Raw genomic sequence first — 14,782 nt, 5'->3', positions numbered from 1 at the left:
ACCACCCGCGCCCGCCTTGCCGTGGCCCCGACGAACGAGGACGCTTCGCCCGTGATTTCCCCGCTCGAAATGACCCTGCTGCTGCTGCTGGCCTCGGTAGTGGGCGTCGTCGTATTTCGCTCGCTGAACCTGCCGCCGATGCTCGGCTACCTGACCGTCGGCATCCTGGTCGGCCCGCACGCGTTCGGCATCGCCGCGGACCTCGAACGGGCCGAGCATCTCGCGGAATTCGGCGTGGTGTTCCTGATGTTCTCGATCGGCCTCGAATTCTCGCTCGCGAAGCTGCGGGCGATGCAGCGGCTCGTGTTCGGGCTCGGGCTGCTGCAGGTGGTCGCGACCCTCGCGCTCGCGGTCGTGCTCGGCGCGTTGTTCGAGCGCTGGGTGCACATCACGTGGCAGGGCAGCGTCGCGCTCGGCGGCGCGCTCGCGATGTCGTCGACGGCGATCGTGTCGAAGATGCTCGCCGAGCGGCTCGAGATCGAGACCGCGCACGGCCGCAACATCTTCGGCGTGCTGCTGTTCCAGGATCTCGCGGTGGTGCCGCTGCTGATCGTGATCGCCGCGTTCGGCGCCGAGTCGTCGAAGGATCTCGCGCTCACGCTCGGGTTCGCGGCCGTCAAGATCGTGATCGCGCTCGCGCTGCTGCTGATCGTCGGCCAGCGTTTCATGACGCGCTGGCTCAACGTCGTCGCGCGGCGCCGCTCGCAGGAACTGTTCGTGCTGAACCTGCTGCTCGTCACGCTCGGCGCCGCGTTCATCACCGACCGCTTCGGCCTGTCGCTCGCGCTCGGCGCGTTCATCGCGGGGATGCTGATCTCCGAGACGCCGTTCCGCCATCAGGTGGAAGAGGACATCAAGCCGTTCCGCGACGTGCTGCTCGGCCTGTTCTTCGTGACGACCGGGATGCTGCTCGATCCGCGCGTGATCTGGGAGCATCCGTTGCTGGTGCTCGGCTTCTTCGTCGGGCAGATCCTGTTCAAGGGGACGATGATCGCCGGGCTCGCGCGGCTGTTCGGCGCGACGCCGGGCGTCGCGATGCGCACCGGCATCGGCCTCGCGCAGGCCGGCGAATTCGGCTTCGTGCTGCTGAACCTGATCCTCGACCGGCATCTCGTCGATTCGACGCTGCTGCAGGCGATCCTCGCGTCGATGCTGCTGTCGATGCTCGCCGCGCCGTTCCTGATCCAGAACGCCGACCGGATCGTGATGCGGCTGTCGTCGACGGAATGGATGCAGCAGTCGCTGCAGATGACGCGGATCGCGACGCAAAGCCTCAAGCAGCGCGGCCACGTGATCATCTGCGGCTACGGCCGCGCGGGGCAGAACCTCGCGCGCATGCTCGAGCAGGAAGGCATTTCGTACGTCGCGCTCGACCTCGACCCCGATCGCGTGAGCGCGGCCGCGACGGCCGGCGAATCGGTCGTGTTCGGCGACGCGGCGCGCCGCGAGTCGCTGCTCGCGGCCGGTATCCATCGCGCGGCGGCCGTCGCGATCACGTATGCGAACACGCCGTCGGCGCTGCGCGTGCTGCACCACGTGCACGAGCTGGAGCCGACGCTGCCGGCGATCGTGCGCACGGTCGACGATGCCGATCTCGAGAAGCTGCTCGCGGCGGGCGCGACCGAGGTGATTCCGGAGATCGTCGAGGGCAGCCTGATGCTCGCGTCGCACACGCTGGTGCTGGTCGGCGTGCCGATGCGCAAGGTCGTGCGGCGCGTCGAGGAGATGCGCGACGAGCGCTACAGCCTGCTGCGCGGCTATTTCCGCGGCGCCGACGACACGGACGACGACGATCACGAGCAGGTGCGGCTACAATCGGTGCCGGTCGACGCGCGCGCGGATGCGGTCGGGCGCTCGCTGGAGGAACTCGGGCTGTATGCGCTCGGGCTGGAAGTCACGGCGATCCGCCGGCACGGCATCCGCGGCGTCGAACCCGACCCGCAGACCAAGCTGCGCGCGAGCGACATCGTCGTGCTGCGCGGGCTGCCCGAAGCGCTCGCGCTCGCGGAGGAACGGCTGTCGCGGCATCGGCGCGAGCCGCCGGCCGCGCTCGCCTGAGTCGTGCTTCGATAACCTGACCCGTATTTATTCGAAACGGTGCCCGATCTTCGCGCACCGTTTTTTTCGGAGAGTTTCATGCCGCATTCGTCGCCGGGCGCACCGCTCGATCCGGTCGCCTTCATCCACAGCCAGATCCGCACCGTGCCCGACTGGCCGCAGCCGGGCGTGCAGTTCCGCGACATCACGACGCTGCTGCAGAGCCCGAAGGCGCTGCGCATCCTCGTCGACCTGTTCGTCGAACGCTACGTCGATGCGAAGCTCGACTACGTCGCGGGGCTCGACGCGCGCGGCTTCATCATCGCGCCGATCGTCGCGTACGAGCTGAGCGTCGGCTTCGTGCCGATCCGCAAGGTCGGCAAGCTGCCGTACAAGACGCGCTCGGAATCGTACGACCTCGAATACGGCAGCGCGACCGTCGAGATCCATGAAGACGCGTGCCGCCCCGGCGACCGCGTGATCATCATGGACGACCTGATCGCGACCGGCGGCACGATGATGGCGGGGCGCAACCTGCTGCAGCGGCTCGGCGCGGTCGTCGTCGAAGGCGCGGCGATCATCGACCTGCCCGATCTCGGCGGCTCGACGCTGCTGCGCAACGCGGGGCTGCCCGTCTATACCGTCACCGAATTCGCCGGCCACTGAACCACTGGAGCCGGCCCACGCCGCGAGGTCACGATGCCCAACTTCATGCTGTTTCTCGCCACGTCGATTGCGATCACGTTCGCACCGGGTCCCGACAACCTGCAGGTGCTCGCGCGCGGCATCTCGCAGGGCCGCGCGGCCGGCTTCGTCGCCGCGCTCGGCTTCACGGCCGGAATCCTGTTCCATACGACGCTCGCGGCGCTCGGCGTCGCGGCGGTGCTGCGCTCGTCGCCGGTCGCGTTCCAGACGCTGAAGCTCGCGGGCGCCGCGTACCTCGTGTGGATCGGCATCAAGGCGCTGCGCAGCCAGGGCCTCGCGAACGCGCACGCGCGCCCGCCGCAGCCGCTTGGCGCGATCTTCCGGCAGAGCGTGATAGGCAACCTGATGAACCCGAAGGTCACGTTGTTCTTCGTCGTGTTCCTGCCGCAGTTCGTCGATCCGCACGGCGTGCAGGGCGTGACGCTGCAGATGTTCGAGCTCGGCGCGCTGTTCATGCTGCAGACGGCTGCGATCTTCTCGCTGTTCGGCGTCGGCGCGGGCGCGATCGGCACATGGCTGAAGCGCCGCCCGAAGGCCGGTGTGTGGCTCGACCGGATCGCCGGCGCGACCTTCATCGCGATCGGCATCCGCGTCGCGCTGAAGGACTGAGCCCGATGACGTTTCCGTGCATTGCGGCCGCGCGCCGCTTCGATCCGGCCGCGCACCTGCGTTTCGAGATCGCCGGCGTGGCCGTGGGCTGGGTGCGCCGCCAGGACATCGCGAAGCTCGCGCGCTGGCCCGACGTGTTCGAGCTGACGGACGCGCGCGTCGTGCTGTCGGCGCGCTATGACACGGTCGACGCGCGCAGCATGGCGCTCGCGAGCGCGATCGGCGCGCTGGCGGCCGAAGGCGCGATTCCCGGCTGGCGCGACGAGATCTATGCGATCCGCAACCGCTTCGACGATCCGCCGCTCGCGTACATCGAGCGCGCCGCGTCGCGCTTCTTCGGCACGCAGACTTATGCGGTGCACCTGAACGGCATCGTAGAATATGCGGCTGCGCCGGGTTCGTCCGCCGCGCCGCAGATGTGGCTCGGCCGCCGCAGCGCGACCAAGGCCACCGACCCCGGCATGCTCGACAACGTCGTCGCGGGCGGCATCGGCTGGGGCCTGGGCGTTCACGAGACGCTCACGAAGGAATGCTGGGAAGAGGCCGGCATGCCGGCCGAACTGGCGGCACGCGCGATCGCGGGCCGCGCGGTGCAGGTACTGTGTTCGCTGCCGGAAGGCACGCAGTCCGAACTGATCTTCGTGTACGACCTGCCGCTGCCGCGCGACTTCGCGCCGCACAACCAGGACGGCGAAGTGGCCGAGCACCTGCTGGCCGGCGTGCCCGAGGTGATCGGCTGGCTGCGCGAAGGCCGCGCGACGATGGATGCGAGCCTCGCGATGCTCGACACGCTGCTGCGCCACCGCTGGCTATCGGCGGCGGACGCCGCGGGCATCGACGCGCTGTTCGCGCCGGCCGCCTGACGCGCCACCTGGCGAGCCACCTGAAGGCGCCGCCTGCCTGCCCGGGCTTGGGCCCCAGGGTGAGGCCGGACGAACGGCCTATTTGACGAATACCGAAACGAAGGGAGTAGCGGTCATGTCGACCGATCACAGCTTTATCTTGAAACTGTCGTGCCCCGACCGGCATGGCATCGTCCACGCGGTCTCGGGCTTCCTGTTCGAGCGCGCCAACAACATCCTCGATTCGGCGCAGTTCGGCGACAGCCGCACCGGCGAGTTCTTCATGCGCGTGCACTTCGTGCAGGACGGCGACGGCGCGGATGCCGCGTCGGCGCTCGACACGCTGCGCGAGGAATTCGCGCCGCTCGCCGAGCAGTTCGGGATGCGCTGGGAAATGCACGACGCGGCCGTGAAGCCGCGCGTCGTGATCATGGTGTCGAAGATCGGCCACTGCCTGAACGACCTGCTGTTCCGCTACCGCACCGGCCAGCTGCCGATCGAGATTCCGGCGATCGTGTCGAACCACAAGGAGTTCTACCAGCTCGCCGCCAGCTACAACATCCCGTTCCATCATTTCCCGCTCGTCGGCGGTTCGTCCGATGCGGCGAAGGCCGCGCAGGAAGCGCGGGTGCTGGAAGTGATCGACGAACACCAGGCCGATCTCGTCGTGCTCGCGCGCTACATGCAGATCCTGTCGCCGAACATGTGCCAGCAGCTCGCCGGCCGCGCGATCAACATCCACCATTCGTTCCTGCCGAGCTTCAAGGGCGCGAAGCCGTACTACCAGGCGTTCGACCGCGGCGTGAAGCTGATCGGCGCGACCGCGCACTACGTGACGACCGACCTCGACGAAGGCCCGATCATCGAGCAGGAAGTCGAGCGCGTCGACCACAGCATGACGCCCGACCAGCTCACCGCGATCGGCCGCGACGTCGAGTGCGTGACGCTCGCGCGTGCGGTGAAGTGGCACGTCGAGCACCGGATCGTGCTGAACGGGACGAAGACCGTCGTGTTCCGCTGATCGGCTGATCGGTGATGCGCGCCGGCCGGCCTGCGCAGGCCGTCGGTTGCCGCAAACAAGAACGCCGCGCCCTTGACGGGGCGCGGCGTTTTTTTCGCGTGATGCGCGGGGATCGGGTTGCGTCGGGTACGGCGCGTCAGATCAGCCGCAGCATGTATAGCTCGCGCTTCATGTACGCATAGAAGATCGGCGCGGCGATCACGCCCGGCAGCCCGAACGCGGCTTCCATGATCAGCATCGCGAGCAGCAGCTCCCACGCGCGCGACTCGATCTGGCCGCCGATGATCTTTGCGTTCAGGAAGTATTCGAGCTTGTGGATCACGACGAGGAACGCGAGCGACGCGATCGCGGTGCCCATGCTGACCGACAGCGACACCGCGACGATCAGCGTGTTCGAGATCAGGTTGCCGATCACCGGCAGCAGGCCGACGATGAACGTGACGAGCACCAGTGTTTTCGACAGCGGCAGCCGCTGGTGGAAGATCGGCAGCGCGACGAGCAGGTAGATGCCGGTAAAGGTCGCGTTGATCGCCGAGATCTTGATCTGCGCGAACACGATCCGGCGGAACGATTCGGCGAAGCGCGACACGCGCGTGACGAGCGCGGTCGACAGCGGCCGACGCACCTTGCCGTGCTCGACGCCGATCGCGATCATCGCGCCGATGATCATCCCGAACACCACGTGGCCGAAGCCGCGCGCGACGCTCTTGCCGCCTTGCTGGAGCTGGTCCATGTGCGAGTGCATCAGCAGCGCCGCCTTGGTCTTCATCTGTTCGACGTCGACCGGCAGCAGGTTCGCGATCCAGGCCGGCGTGCGGGCGCGCGTCTGCTCGACGATCTGCATCAGCTGGCCAAGAAGGCTCTGCAGGTTCGGCACCGTGTGCTCGAAGTGCTCGATGATGCCGATCGTCAGGCCCGTGAGCCCGCCGACGATCGCGATCGACAGCAGCACGACGGCGACCCAGCGCGCGCGCATGCTCGTGGTGTGGCGTTCGATCACCGGGGCGATCGTGTGGATCAGCTGATAGACCAGCATGCCGGCCAGCAGCCCGCCCAGCAGCTTGAGTTCGATGACGAGCACCATCGCGACGAGGGCGAACAGGTAGCTGCCGATCTCGATCGCCGACAGCTTCGGCAGGCTGAAGTCGCTCGTCAGCCGCACGCTGCGCAGGTGCGGCTCGCGGTTCTGCGCGTCGCGCGACTCTTGTTGCTTCTCCATCATGGATTCCTGTCGTTCGTGTGCCGTGCCGCGCGGTGGGCGACACGGCGGCGATCGCCCGGCGCCGCACCGGATTGGTGCGGATGGCGAACCTTACGACCGTAAAGTATAGCTGCCATTATGGTCCGCCACGGGGCTGTTTGGCTCGTGGTGTAAACGCAGAGGGGAAAACCGCAGAAGGGAAAACGAGGAGGTCGGCGCCGCCCCGCTGCCGGGCGCGCGCGGCCGGGCAGCCGCGCGCGGGAACAGAAAGTGTCAGCCGGCCGCCGCCTTGCGGGCCGGACGCTTGAGCAGCGGCGCGAGGTACTTGCCGGTGAAGCTCGCCTTGGTCTTCGCGACCTGCTCGGGCGTGCCCTGCGCGATGATCTGGCCGCCGCCGGCCCCGCCTTCGGGGCCGAGGTCGATCACCCAGTCGGCCGTCTTGATCACGTCGAGGTTGTGCTCGATGATCACGACCGTGTTGCCCTGGTCGCGCAGCCGGTGGATCACCTCGAGCAGCAGCGCGATGTCGTGGAAGTGCAGGCCGGTGGTCGGCTCGTCGAGGATGTACAGCGTGCGACCCGTGTCGCGCTTCGACAGCTCCAGCGACAGCTTCACGCGCTGCGCCTCGCCGCCCGACAGCGTCGTGGCCGACTGGCCGAGGCGGATGTAGCCGAGGCCGACGTCGAGCAGCGTCTTCAGCTTGCGGGCGATCACCGGCACCGCGCTGAAGAATTCGTACGCGTGCTCGACCGTCATGTCGAGCACTTCGCTGATGTTCTTGCCCTTGTACTGCACTTCGAGCGTTTCGCGGTTGTAGCGCTTGCCGTGGCACACGTCGCACGGCACGTAGACGTCCGGCAGGAAGTGCATCTCGACCTTCAGCACGCCGTCGCCCTGGCACGACTCGCAGCGGCCGCCCTTCACGTTGAACGAGAAGCGGCCCGGATCGTAGCCGCGCTCCTTCGCGGTCGGCACGCCCGAGAACAGCTCGCGGATCGGCGTGAACAGGCCCGTGTAGGTGGCCGGGTTCGAGCGCGGCGTGCGGCCGATCGGCGACTGGTCGACGTTGATCACCTTGTCGAAGTGCTCGAGGCCCTCGATCGCCTCGTGCGGCGCCGGCTCGGCCGACGAGCCGTACAGGTGGCGCGCGACCGCGTGATACAGCGTGTCGTTGATCAGCGTCGACTTGCCGGAGCCCGACACGCCGGTGATGCAGGTCAGCAGGCCGACCGGCAGTTCGAGATCGACGTGCTTCAGGTTGTTGCCGTGCGCGTCGACGATGCGCAGCATCCGCTCGGGGTCGGGCGCGAGCCGCTCGTCCGGGTATTCGATCGTGCGCTTGCCGACCAGATACTGGCCCGTCAGCGACTGCGGGTTCGACTGCACCTGCTTCGGCGTGCCTTCGGCCACGATCACGCCGCCGTGCTCGCCGGCGCCCGGGCCCATGTCGACGACGTAGTCGGCCGTGCGGATCATGTCCTCGTCGTGCTCGACGACGATCACCGAGTTGCCGAGGTCGCGCAGGTGCTTGAGCGTCGCGATCAGGCGGTCGTTGTCGCGCTGGTGCAGGCCGATCGACGGCTCGTCGAGCACGTACATCACGCCGGTCAGGCCCGAGCCGATCTGCGACGCGAGCCGGATCCGCTGCGCCTCGCCGCCGGACAGCGTTTCAGCGCTGCGCTCGAGCGACAGGTAGTCGAGGCCGACGTTGTTCAGGAAGGTCAGGCGCGCGACGATTTCCTTGATCACCTTGTCGGCGATCTCGCGCTTCGCGCCGTCAAGCGACAGGCCGTCGAAATAGCCGAGCGCGTCGCGCAGCGGCCAGCCGCTGATTTCATAGATGCCGCGCGCGTAGTCGCCGGTGCCGACCCGCACGTGGCGCGCCTCGCGGCGCAGCCGCGTGCCGTCGCACGACGGGCACGGCTGGTTGTTCTGGTATTTCGCGAGCTCTTCGCGCACCGCGACCGAATCGGTCTCGCGGTAGCGGCGCTCGAGGTTCGGGATGATCCCTTCGAACACGTGCTCGCGGATCGTCGTGCGGCCGCGCTCGTTGATGTACGAGAACGGGATCGTCTGCTTGCCCGAGCCGAACAGCAGCACCTTGCGGATCTTTTCCGGCAGGTCCTCGAACGCGGCGTCGATGTCGAATTCGTAGAACGCCGCGAGGCTCTGCAGCATCTGGAAGTAGAACTGGTTGCGGCGATCCCAGCCCTTCACGGCGCCCGCGGCGAGCGACAGCGACGGGTGCGCGACGACCCGCTTCGGGTCGAAGAACGTGATCTGGCCGAGGCCGTCGCATTCCGGGCACGCGCCCATCGGGTTGTTGAACGAGAACAGGCGCGGCTCGAGTTCCTGCAGTGAGTACGAGCAGATCGGGCACGCGAACTTCGAGCTGAACAGGTGTTCGTGGTCGGTATCCATCTCCAGCGCGATCGCGCGGCCGTCGGCGAGGCGCAGCGCGGTCTCGAACGATTCCGCGAGGCGCTGCTTCATGTCCGGCCGCACCTTGAGACGATCGACGACGACGTCGATCGTGTGCTTGTCGTTCTTCTTGAGCTTCGGCAGCGACTCGACCTCGTAGATCTTCGCGACGCCTTCGTTCGCGGTGCCGCCGCCCGAGCGCACGCGAAAGCGCACGAAGCCCTGCGCCTGCATGTCCTCGAACAGCTCGGCGTGCTCGCCCTTGCGGTTCGCGACGACCGGCGCGAGGATCATCAGCTTGGTTTCCTCGGGCAGCGCGAGCGCCGCGTCGACCATCTGCGACACGCTCTGCGCCTCGAGCGGGATGTCGTGGTCGGGGCAGTACGGCGTGCCGACCCGTGCGAACAAAAGTCGCAGGTAGTCGTGGATTTCGGTGACCGTGCCGACGGTCGAACGCGGGTTGTGGGACGTCGCCTTCTGCTCGATCGAGATCGCGGGCGACAGGCCCTCGATCAGGTCGACGTCGGGTTTCTCCATCAGCTGCAGGAACTGGCGGGCGTACGCGGACAGGCTCTCGACGTAGCGGCGCTGGCCTTCGGCATAAAGGGTGTCGAACGCGAGCGACGACTTGCCCGACCCGGACAACCCGGTAATCACGATCAGCTTGTGGCGCGGCAGGTCGAGATTGACGTTTTTCAGGTTGTGGGTGCGTGCCCCACGGATACGGATCTGTTCCATGAACCTGGCGAAAATGGAGGGAACCAAACCTGCTACTATAACGGCTTTTCGAGGCCGTCGTTGGGGGCCCCCAGCCTTTGCAGCAGCTGGCAGCAAGGCGGTGTCCACGCCGGGGAGGCGGCCGCGCCGCACGGCGCGAGGCGGCCCCGCAGGCTGCCTGCCCGACGTCCCGGAAAGCGGCCCCGGAAAGCGCCAGCCAGGCCTGCCGGGCCGGTGGCCCTGATCTTCCGCCGCCCGCCGCCGGGCGGACATTCCGATCATTCGAAATTCATTCCCGATGTCCAATCCGTCCGCCACGTCTTCCCGCATGAGTGCGCCCGAACTGCGCGCGACCACGTCGCTCGCGGCGATCTTCGCGCTGCGCATGCTCGGCCTGTTCATGATCATGCCGGTGTTCTCGGTCTACGCGAAAACCATCCCGGGCGGCGACAACGTGCTGCTCGTCGGCATCGCGCTCGGGGCGTACGGCGTCACGCAGTCGCTGCTGTACATCTTCTACGGGTGGGCGTCGGACAAGTTCGGCCGCAAGCCCGTGATCGCCACCGGCCTGCTGATCTTCGCGCTCGGCAGCTTTGTCGCCGCGTTCGCGCACGACATCACGTGGATCATCGTCGGCCGCGTGATCCAGGGGATGGGCGCCGTGTCGTCCGCGGTGCTCGCGTTCATCGCCGACCTGACCTCCGAGCAGAACCGCACGAAGGCGATGGCGATGGTCGGCGGCTCGATCGGCGTGTCGTTCGCGGTCGCGATCGTCGGCGCGCCGATCGTGTTCCACTGGGTCGGGATGAGCGGGCTGTTCGCGATCGTCGGCGTGCTGTCGATCCTCGCGATCGGGGTCGTCGTGTGGATCGTGCCCGACGCGGCGAAGCCCGTGCACGTGCCGGCGCCGTTCGGCGAGGTGCTGCACAACGGCGAGCTGCTGCGCCTGAACTTCGGCGTGCTCGTGCTGCACGCGACGCAGACGGCGCTGTTCCTCGTCGTGCCGCGCCTCTTGGTCGACGGCGGGCTGCCGGTCGCCGCGCACTGGAAGGTCTACCTGCCGGTGATGGGGCTCGCGTTCGTGATGATGGTCCCGGCGATCATCGTCGCGGAAAAACGGGGCAAGATGAAGCCGGTGCTGCTCGGTGGCATTCTGGCTATCCTGATCGGCCAATTGTTGCTCGGCAGCGCTCCGCATACCATCCTGATTGTGGCGGCGATCCTGTTCGTGTACTTCCTGGGTTTCAACATCCTGGAAGCGTCGCAGCCGTCGCTCGTGTCGAAGCTCGCGCCCGGTTCGCGCAAGGGCGCGGCCACGGGCGTCTACAACACCACGCAATCGATCGGGCTCGCGCTCGGCGGCATCGTGGGCGGCTGGCTGCTGAAGCACGGCGGCGCGAACACCGTCTTCTACGCGTGCTCGGGGCTCGTGGCGGCGTGGCTTATAATCGCGGCCAGCATGAAAGCGCCGCCGCGCAAGGCCTGAACCTTCTTTTCGGGCAGGCACCGGCGGCGCTCGCCGGCTTGCCCGGCGGGCCGCTCCGACGACATTCGCGGGCGGCCCGGCATCGAATTTACTGGAGAAACACATGGCATCCGTCAACAAGGTCATCCTCGTCGGCAATCTCGGCGCCGATCCTGAAGTCCGTTACCTGCCGAGCGGCGACGCGGTTGCGAACATCCGTCTCGCGACGACCGATCGCTACAAGGACAAGGCAAGCGGCGATTTCAAGGAAATGACCGAGTGGCACCGCGTCGCGTTCTTCGGCCGTCTCGCCGAAATCGTCAGCGAGTACCTGAAGAAGGGTTCGTCGGTCTATATCGAAGGCCGCATCCGCACGCGCAAGTGGCAGGGCCAGGACGGCCAGGATCGCTACTCGACCGAAATCGTCGCCGACCAGATGCAGATGCTCGGCGGCCGCGGCGGTTCGGGCGGCGGCGGTGGCGGCGGTGACGAAGGCGGTTACGGCGGCGGCTACGGTGGTGGTGGCGGCGGCCGCGGCGGCGAACAGATGGAACGCGGCGGCGGCGGTCGTGCCGGCGGCGCGCCGCGCGGCGGTGCAGGCGGCGGCCAGAGCCGTCCGAGCGCGCCGGCAGGCGGCGGCTTCGACGAGATGGACGACGATATTCCGTTCTAAGCGGAACGCCGGTTCCCGATGTAAAGAGGGGCCCGAATCTCCACGCTGAATCACTGGTTCAGCCTGGATCTTCGGGTCCTTTTTTCGTTTACGCGTTTTTTGGGGTTTGGGCGGAACGTGCCCGATCGGGCGTGAGGAGCGTCGTGGTGGCGTCGTGCAAGGCGGGGAGAAGCCGCTGGCGCCGGCCGCGTCGGATGGGCGAGACTTGAGAATGGACTCCCCCGTCAGCGGACGTTCGTCGTCGCGGGCGCGATGGCCCTGACGTCTGTTGTGCTTACGTGGCGAGCATGCCGACCGCAAACTTCAACCGACGCAACCGCGCCGGTGAGCAGGTTTCCTGAAGCCCTGCAGCGGCGCATTCCCGACATGGGGGCCGTGGCATTCACGCCCGAGTCGCCTGCTTCGGACGGTGCGAACCATGACAAAAGCGGCGCCGTGGCCGCCGCAGAACAGAACCGCTTACGCTTCCGTGACGATCGCGACCAGATTGCTGACGCGCTCGACGGATTTTCCACCCTTCGGCCAGCGGACCAGCGCGTCGCTACCGTTGATCGACAGGATCACGCCATCGCTGCGGTCCACGGCACCCGTGAACGTGACACGGTTTACCTTTGCCGACGGCGAAAACGAAGCCGCGCTGCGGCCCGGCAGCAGATCCATCAGGAACGAAAATACGGGGTACACGACTGCTCCTTCGCAAGCTTGAACTACGGGTTTTCCCTAGTTTAACAGTTCGGATGTTGCGTCGCAACATTAACCCTTGTGCCCGTTCCTCGTGCGCGCGTCTTCCGTCGTGATTTCCAGTCGTTCGTCGCGCCGCTCAGCAAATCTCCCGGGCGGTTCGTGTATCTGATCGATGTCACGCGGCCGCCACGATTGAACGGCTAAGCTCGATTTTTCGACGTTTCGATCGAAGGAGACACAATGCGGCGGGTCGTATTCAACCAGAAGGGCGGGGTGGGCAAGTCGACGATCGTCTGCAACCTGGCGGCGATCAGCGCGAGCGAAGGGCTGCGCACGCTCGTCATCGACCTCGACGCGCAGGCGAATTCCACGCACTACCTGCTCGGCGACCGGGCGACCGACGCGCATCCCGGCGTCGCCGAATTCTTCGAGACCGCGCTGACCTTCAACTTCCGGCCGGTCGACGTCGCATCGTTCATCCATCCGACGCCGTTCGACGGGCTCGACGTGATGCCCGCGCATCCGGACCTCGACACGCTGCACGGCAAGCTCGAGTCGCGCTACAAGATCTACAAGCTGCGCGACGCGCTCAACGAGCTCGACACCTACGATGCCGTCTACATCGACACGCCGCCCGCACTGAACTTCTACACGCGCTCGGCGCTGATCGCGGTCGAGCGCTGCCTGATTCCGTTCGACTGCGACGACTTCTCGCGCCGCGCGCTGTACACGCTGCTCGAGAACGTGAAGGAAATCCAGCAGGACCACAACGCGGCGCTCGAGGTCGAAGGGATCGTCATCAACCAGTTCCAGCCGCGCGCGAGCCTGCCGCAGCGGCTGGTCGACGAACTCGTCGAGGAAGGGCTGCCGGTGCTGGCGTCGCGGCTCTCGGCATCGGTGAAGATCCGCGAATCGCATCAGCAGTCGACGCCGGTGATCCATCTCGAGCCGGCACACAAGCTCGCGCAGGAGTTTCGCGCGCTGCATCGCGAACTGGTCGGGTGAGAGTGTCGGCGCTGGCCCGGCCCGGTGGTTTATATACGATCATTGAATTCGTCATTAATAATCCCGGTAACGATTTCAAAATAAATCTGGAAAAACGATTACAGGGGAATCTGCCCTATTTTCCAATGCGCACCTGTTTTTCAAATAACCGGAATAATGACGGGGTAAATGTTACGGACGTCGCGGTGCGCCATGCCGTAAAAAAGTAAAAATCATTTCGGGACAAGGCGTTGCGACGCGGCCCCATTGTGTGCGGGCGCAGATTGCGAGGAGATCATCCCGATCGATCAGGGTTTTTACCTACTATTAATGCCATTTAATTGACAATTAATCCATCTAGAATGGCAATCTTCAACTCCCCGCAGTCAATCGTGCCTGCGGGTTGTGAATAAGGAAGCGGACCTCGATCTGGCTTCCATTTTTTCGTTCGTCTCTCGCATTGCTAACAGGAGCGTGCCCGATGTCCGTATTTGCCCCCGAAAAATTCGCCGCCGATTATCAGTCCGGAATTGCCGCCTGGTTCGCGATTGCGCGTCCGGCAATCAATGGTTTCGAGGCCGTCGTCGAACTCAACCTGCAAGCGGCCAAGACGGCGCTCGACGAATACGAGGACAAGCTGAAGAACGCGTTCAACGCGAGCAACCCGGCTGCGGGCTTCGCGCAGCAAGTCGCCGCACCGCAGGAAGCGGCCGGCAAGGCCGTCGCGTACGGTCGCCATCTGTTCGACATCGCGGTGTCGACGCAGGCGGAGTGGGCGAAGGTCGCGCAGGCGCAATACGAGCAGAACGACAAGCGCGTGAAGGAGGTGGTCGGCGAGCTGACGAAGCATGCGCCGGCCGGTTCGGGCGCGGTGGTCGCCGCGCTGAATTCGGCGCTGTCCGCGGCGACTGCCGCGGCAGACTCCGTGCGCGCAGCGACGGGTCAGGCAATCGAAGCCGCGCAAAGCGGTTTCGACGCAGTTAGCGAAACGGCGACGCGCGGTGCCAAGCAGACGGCGGCTGCCGCACGCAAGGAAGCCGCTTCGCGCGAATCGGCTGCATGAGCGGGCGTCGCGCGCAGGCGCGACACCATTGATCGAACGGCGCCGGCGGGCGCCGGCCGCCGCGTGTGCCGCGTGGTGGCCGGCGGCGTCCGGCTCGCCGCAGCGTGTCCGGGCCCGGCTGGAGCGGGCGAATGGGCGGCGCGCATGAAAGCGCGAGCCCCGAGCCGCATCGCGGGTCGTATGGCGCTCAAGCGCCGACGTCGGCCGCCGTGCCGCCCGGCCCCGGCACGCGATACAGCATGCAACACGGATCGACCCACTGATTTCGATGCAGGAACAAAACATGACGGACGTAGTGATCGTATCGGCCGCGCGGACCGCGGTCGGCAAATTCGGCGGCTCGCTCGCGAAGATCGCGGC

General features: G+C 66.6%; 12 protein-coding genes. 9 read left to right on the top strand and 3 right to left on the bottom strand.

What is annotated here, in order from left to right; all coding sequences use genetic code 11:
* The first annotated feature begins 51 nt into the window (after positions 1 to 51).
* From DID98_RS20440 to purU, 5 genes are all read left to right on the top strand, one after another.
* Positions 52 to 2,058: a monovalent cation:proton antiporter family protein gene (locus DID98_RS20440; protein WP_044847457.1), complete on the top strand. Its 2,007-nt coding sequence runs from the start codon at positions 52 to 54 to the stop codon at positions 2,056 to 2,058.
* Positions 2,059 to 2,136: 78 nt separating this feature from the next.
* On the top strand, positions 2,137 to 2,703 hold the full coding sequence (locus DID98_RS20435; RefSeq protein ID WP_011657958.1) for an adenine phosphoribosyltransferase: 567 nt from the start codon (positions 2,137 to 2,139) through the stop codon (positions 2,701 to 2,703).
* Between the two features lie 33 nt (positions 2,704 to 2,736).
* On the top strand, positions 2,737 to 3,351 hold the full coding sequence (locus DID98_RS20430) for a LysE family translocator (RefSeq protein WP_124486501.1): 615 nt from the start codon (positions 2,737 to 2,739) through the stop codon (positions 3,349 to 3,351).
* 5 nt (positions 3,352 to 3,356) lie between these two features.
* Complete coding sequence (locus tag DID98_RS20425; protein ID WP_124571313.1) at positions 3,357 to 4,214, top strand: NUDIX hydrolase family protein; 858 nt, start codon at positions 3,357 to 3,359, stop codon at positions 4,212 to 4,214.
* A 115-nt stretch (positions 4,215 to 4,329) separates the two neighbouring features.
* Entirely contained in the window at positions 4,330 to 5,214 is an 885-nt protein-coding gene (purU, locus tag DID98_RS20420; RefSeq protein ID WP_044847454.1) for a formyltetrahydrofolate deformylase, read from the top strand.
* A gap of 136 nt (positions 5,215 to 5,350) precedes the next feature.
* On the opposite strand, the gene DID98_RS20415 is transcribed toward purU, so the two are convergent.
* Together DID98_RS20415 and uvrA are read right to left on the bottom strand one after the other, a co-directional pair.
* Complete coding sequence (locus DID98_RS20415) at positions 5,351 to 6,433, bottom strand: AI-2E family transporter (protein WP_185640882.1); 1,083 nt, start codon at positions 6,431 to 6,433, stop codon at positions 5,351 to 5,353.
* A 255-nt stretch (positions 6,434 to 6,688) separates the two neighbouring features.
* On the bottom strand, positions 6,689 to 9,574 hold the full coding sequence (gene uvrA / locus DID98_RS20410) for an excinuclease ABC subunit UvrA (protein ID WP_044847452.1): 2,886 nt from the start codon (positions 9,572 to 9,574) through the stop codon (positions 6,689 to 6,691).
* A gap of 277 nt (positions 9,575 to 9,851) precedes the next feature.
* Here uvrA and DID98_RS20405 point away from each other — a divergent pair, with 277 nt between their 5' ends.
* Entirely contained in the window at positions 9,852 to 11,039 is a 1,188-nt protein-coding gene (locus DID98_RS20405) for an MFS transporter (RefSeq protein ID WP_044847451.1), read from the top strand.
* A 103-nt stretch (positions 11,040 to 11,142) separates the two neighbouring features.
* Positions 11,143 to 11,691 carry a single-stranded DNA-binding protein gene (locus tag DID98_RS20400; protein ID WP_124486498.1) on the top strand — a complete coding sequence of 183 codons (549 nt, stop codon included), beginning with the start codon at positions 11,143 to 11,145 and terminating at the stop codon, positions 11,689 to 11,691.
* Between the two features lie 459 nt (positions 11,692 to 12,150).
* Here DID98_RS20400 and DID98_RS20395 read toward each other — a convergent pair whose 3' ends face one another.
* Complete coding sequence (locus DID98_RS20395; RefSeq protein ID WP_044847449.1) at positions 12,151 to 12,375, bottom strand: hypothetical protein; 225 nt, start codon at positions 12,373 to 12,375, stop codon at positions 12,151 to 12,153.
* 240 nt (positions 12,376 to 12,615) lie between these two features.
* On the opposite strand from DID98_RS20395, the gene DID98_RS20390 reads away from it, so the two are divergent.
* Both DID98_RS20390 and phaP read left to right on the top strand, forming a co-directional pair.
* Positions 12,616 to 13,380, top strand: coding sequence for a ParA family protein (locus DID98_RS20390; protein ID WP_044847448.1), 765 nt, complete (start codon positions 12,616 to 12,618; stop codon positions 13,378 to 13,380).
* Positions 13,381 to 13,840: 460 nt separating this feature from the next.
* On the top strand, positions 13,841 to 14,422 hold the full coding sequence (gene phaP / locus DID98_RS20385; protein ID WP_124571312.1) for a TIGR01841 family phasin: 582 nt from the start codon (positions 13,841 to 13,843) through the stop codon (positions 14,420 to 14,422).
* Positions 14,423 to 14,782: the final 360 nt, after the last annotated feature.

This window comes from Burkholderia sp. Bp8984, from assembly GCF_003853755.1.
GTDB lineage: Bacteria > Pseudomonadota > Gammaproteobacteria > Burkholderiales > Burkholderiaceae > Burkholderia.
Note: the sequence above shows the minus strand (reverse complement) of the source record. Positions and strands in the feature narration are given on the sequence as shown.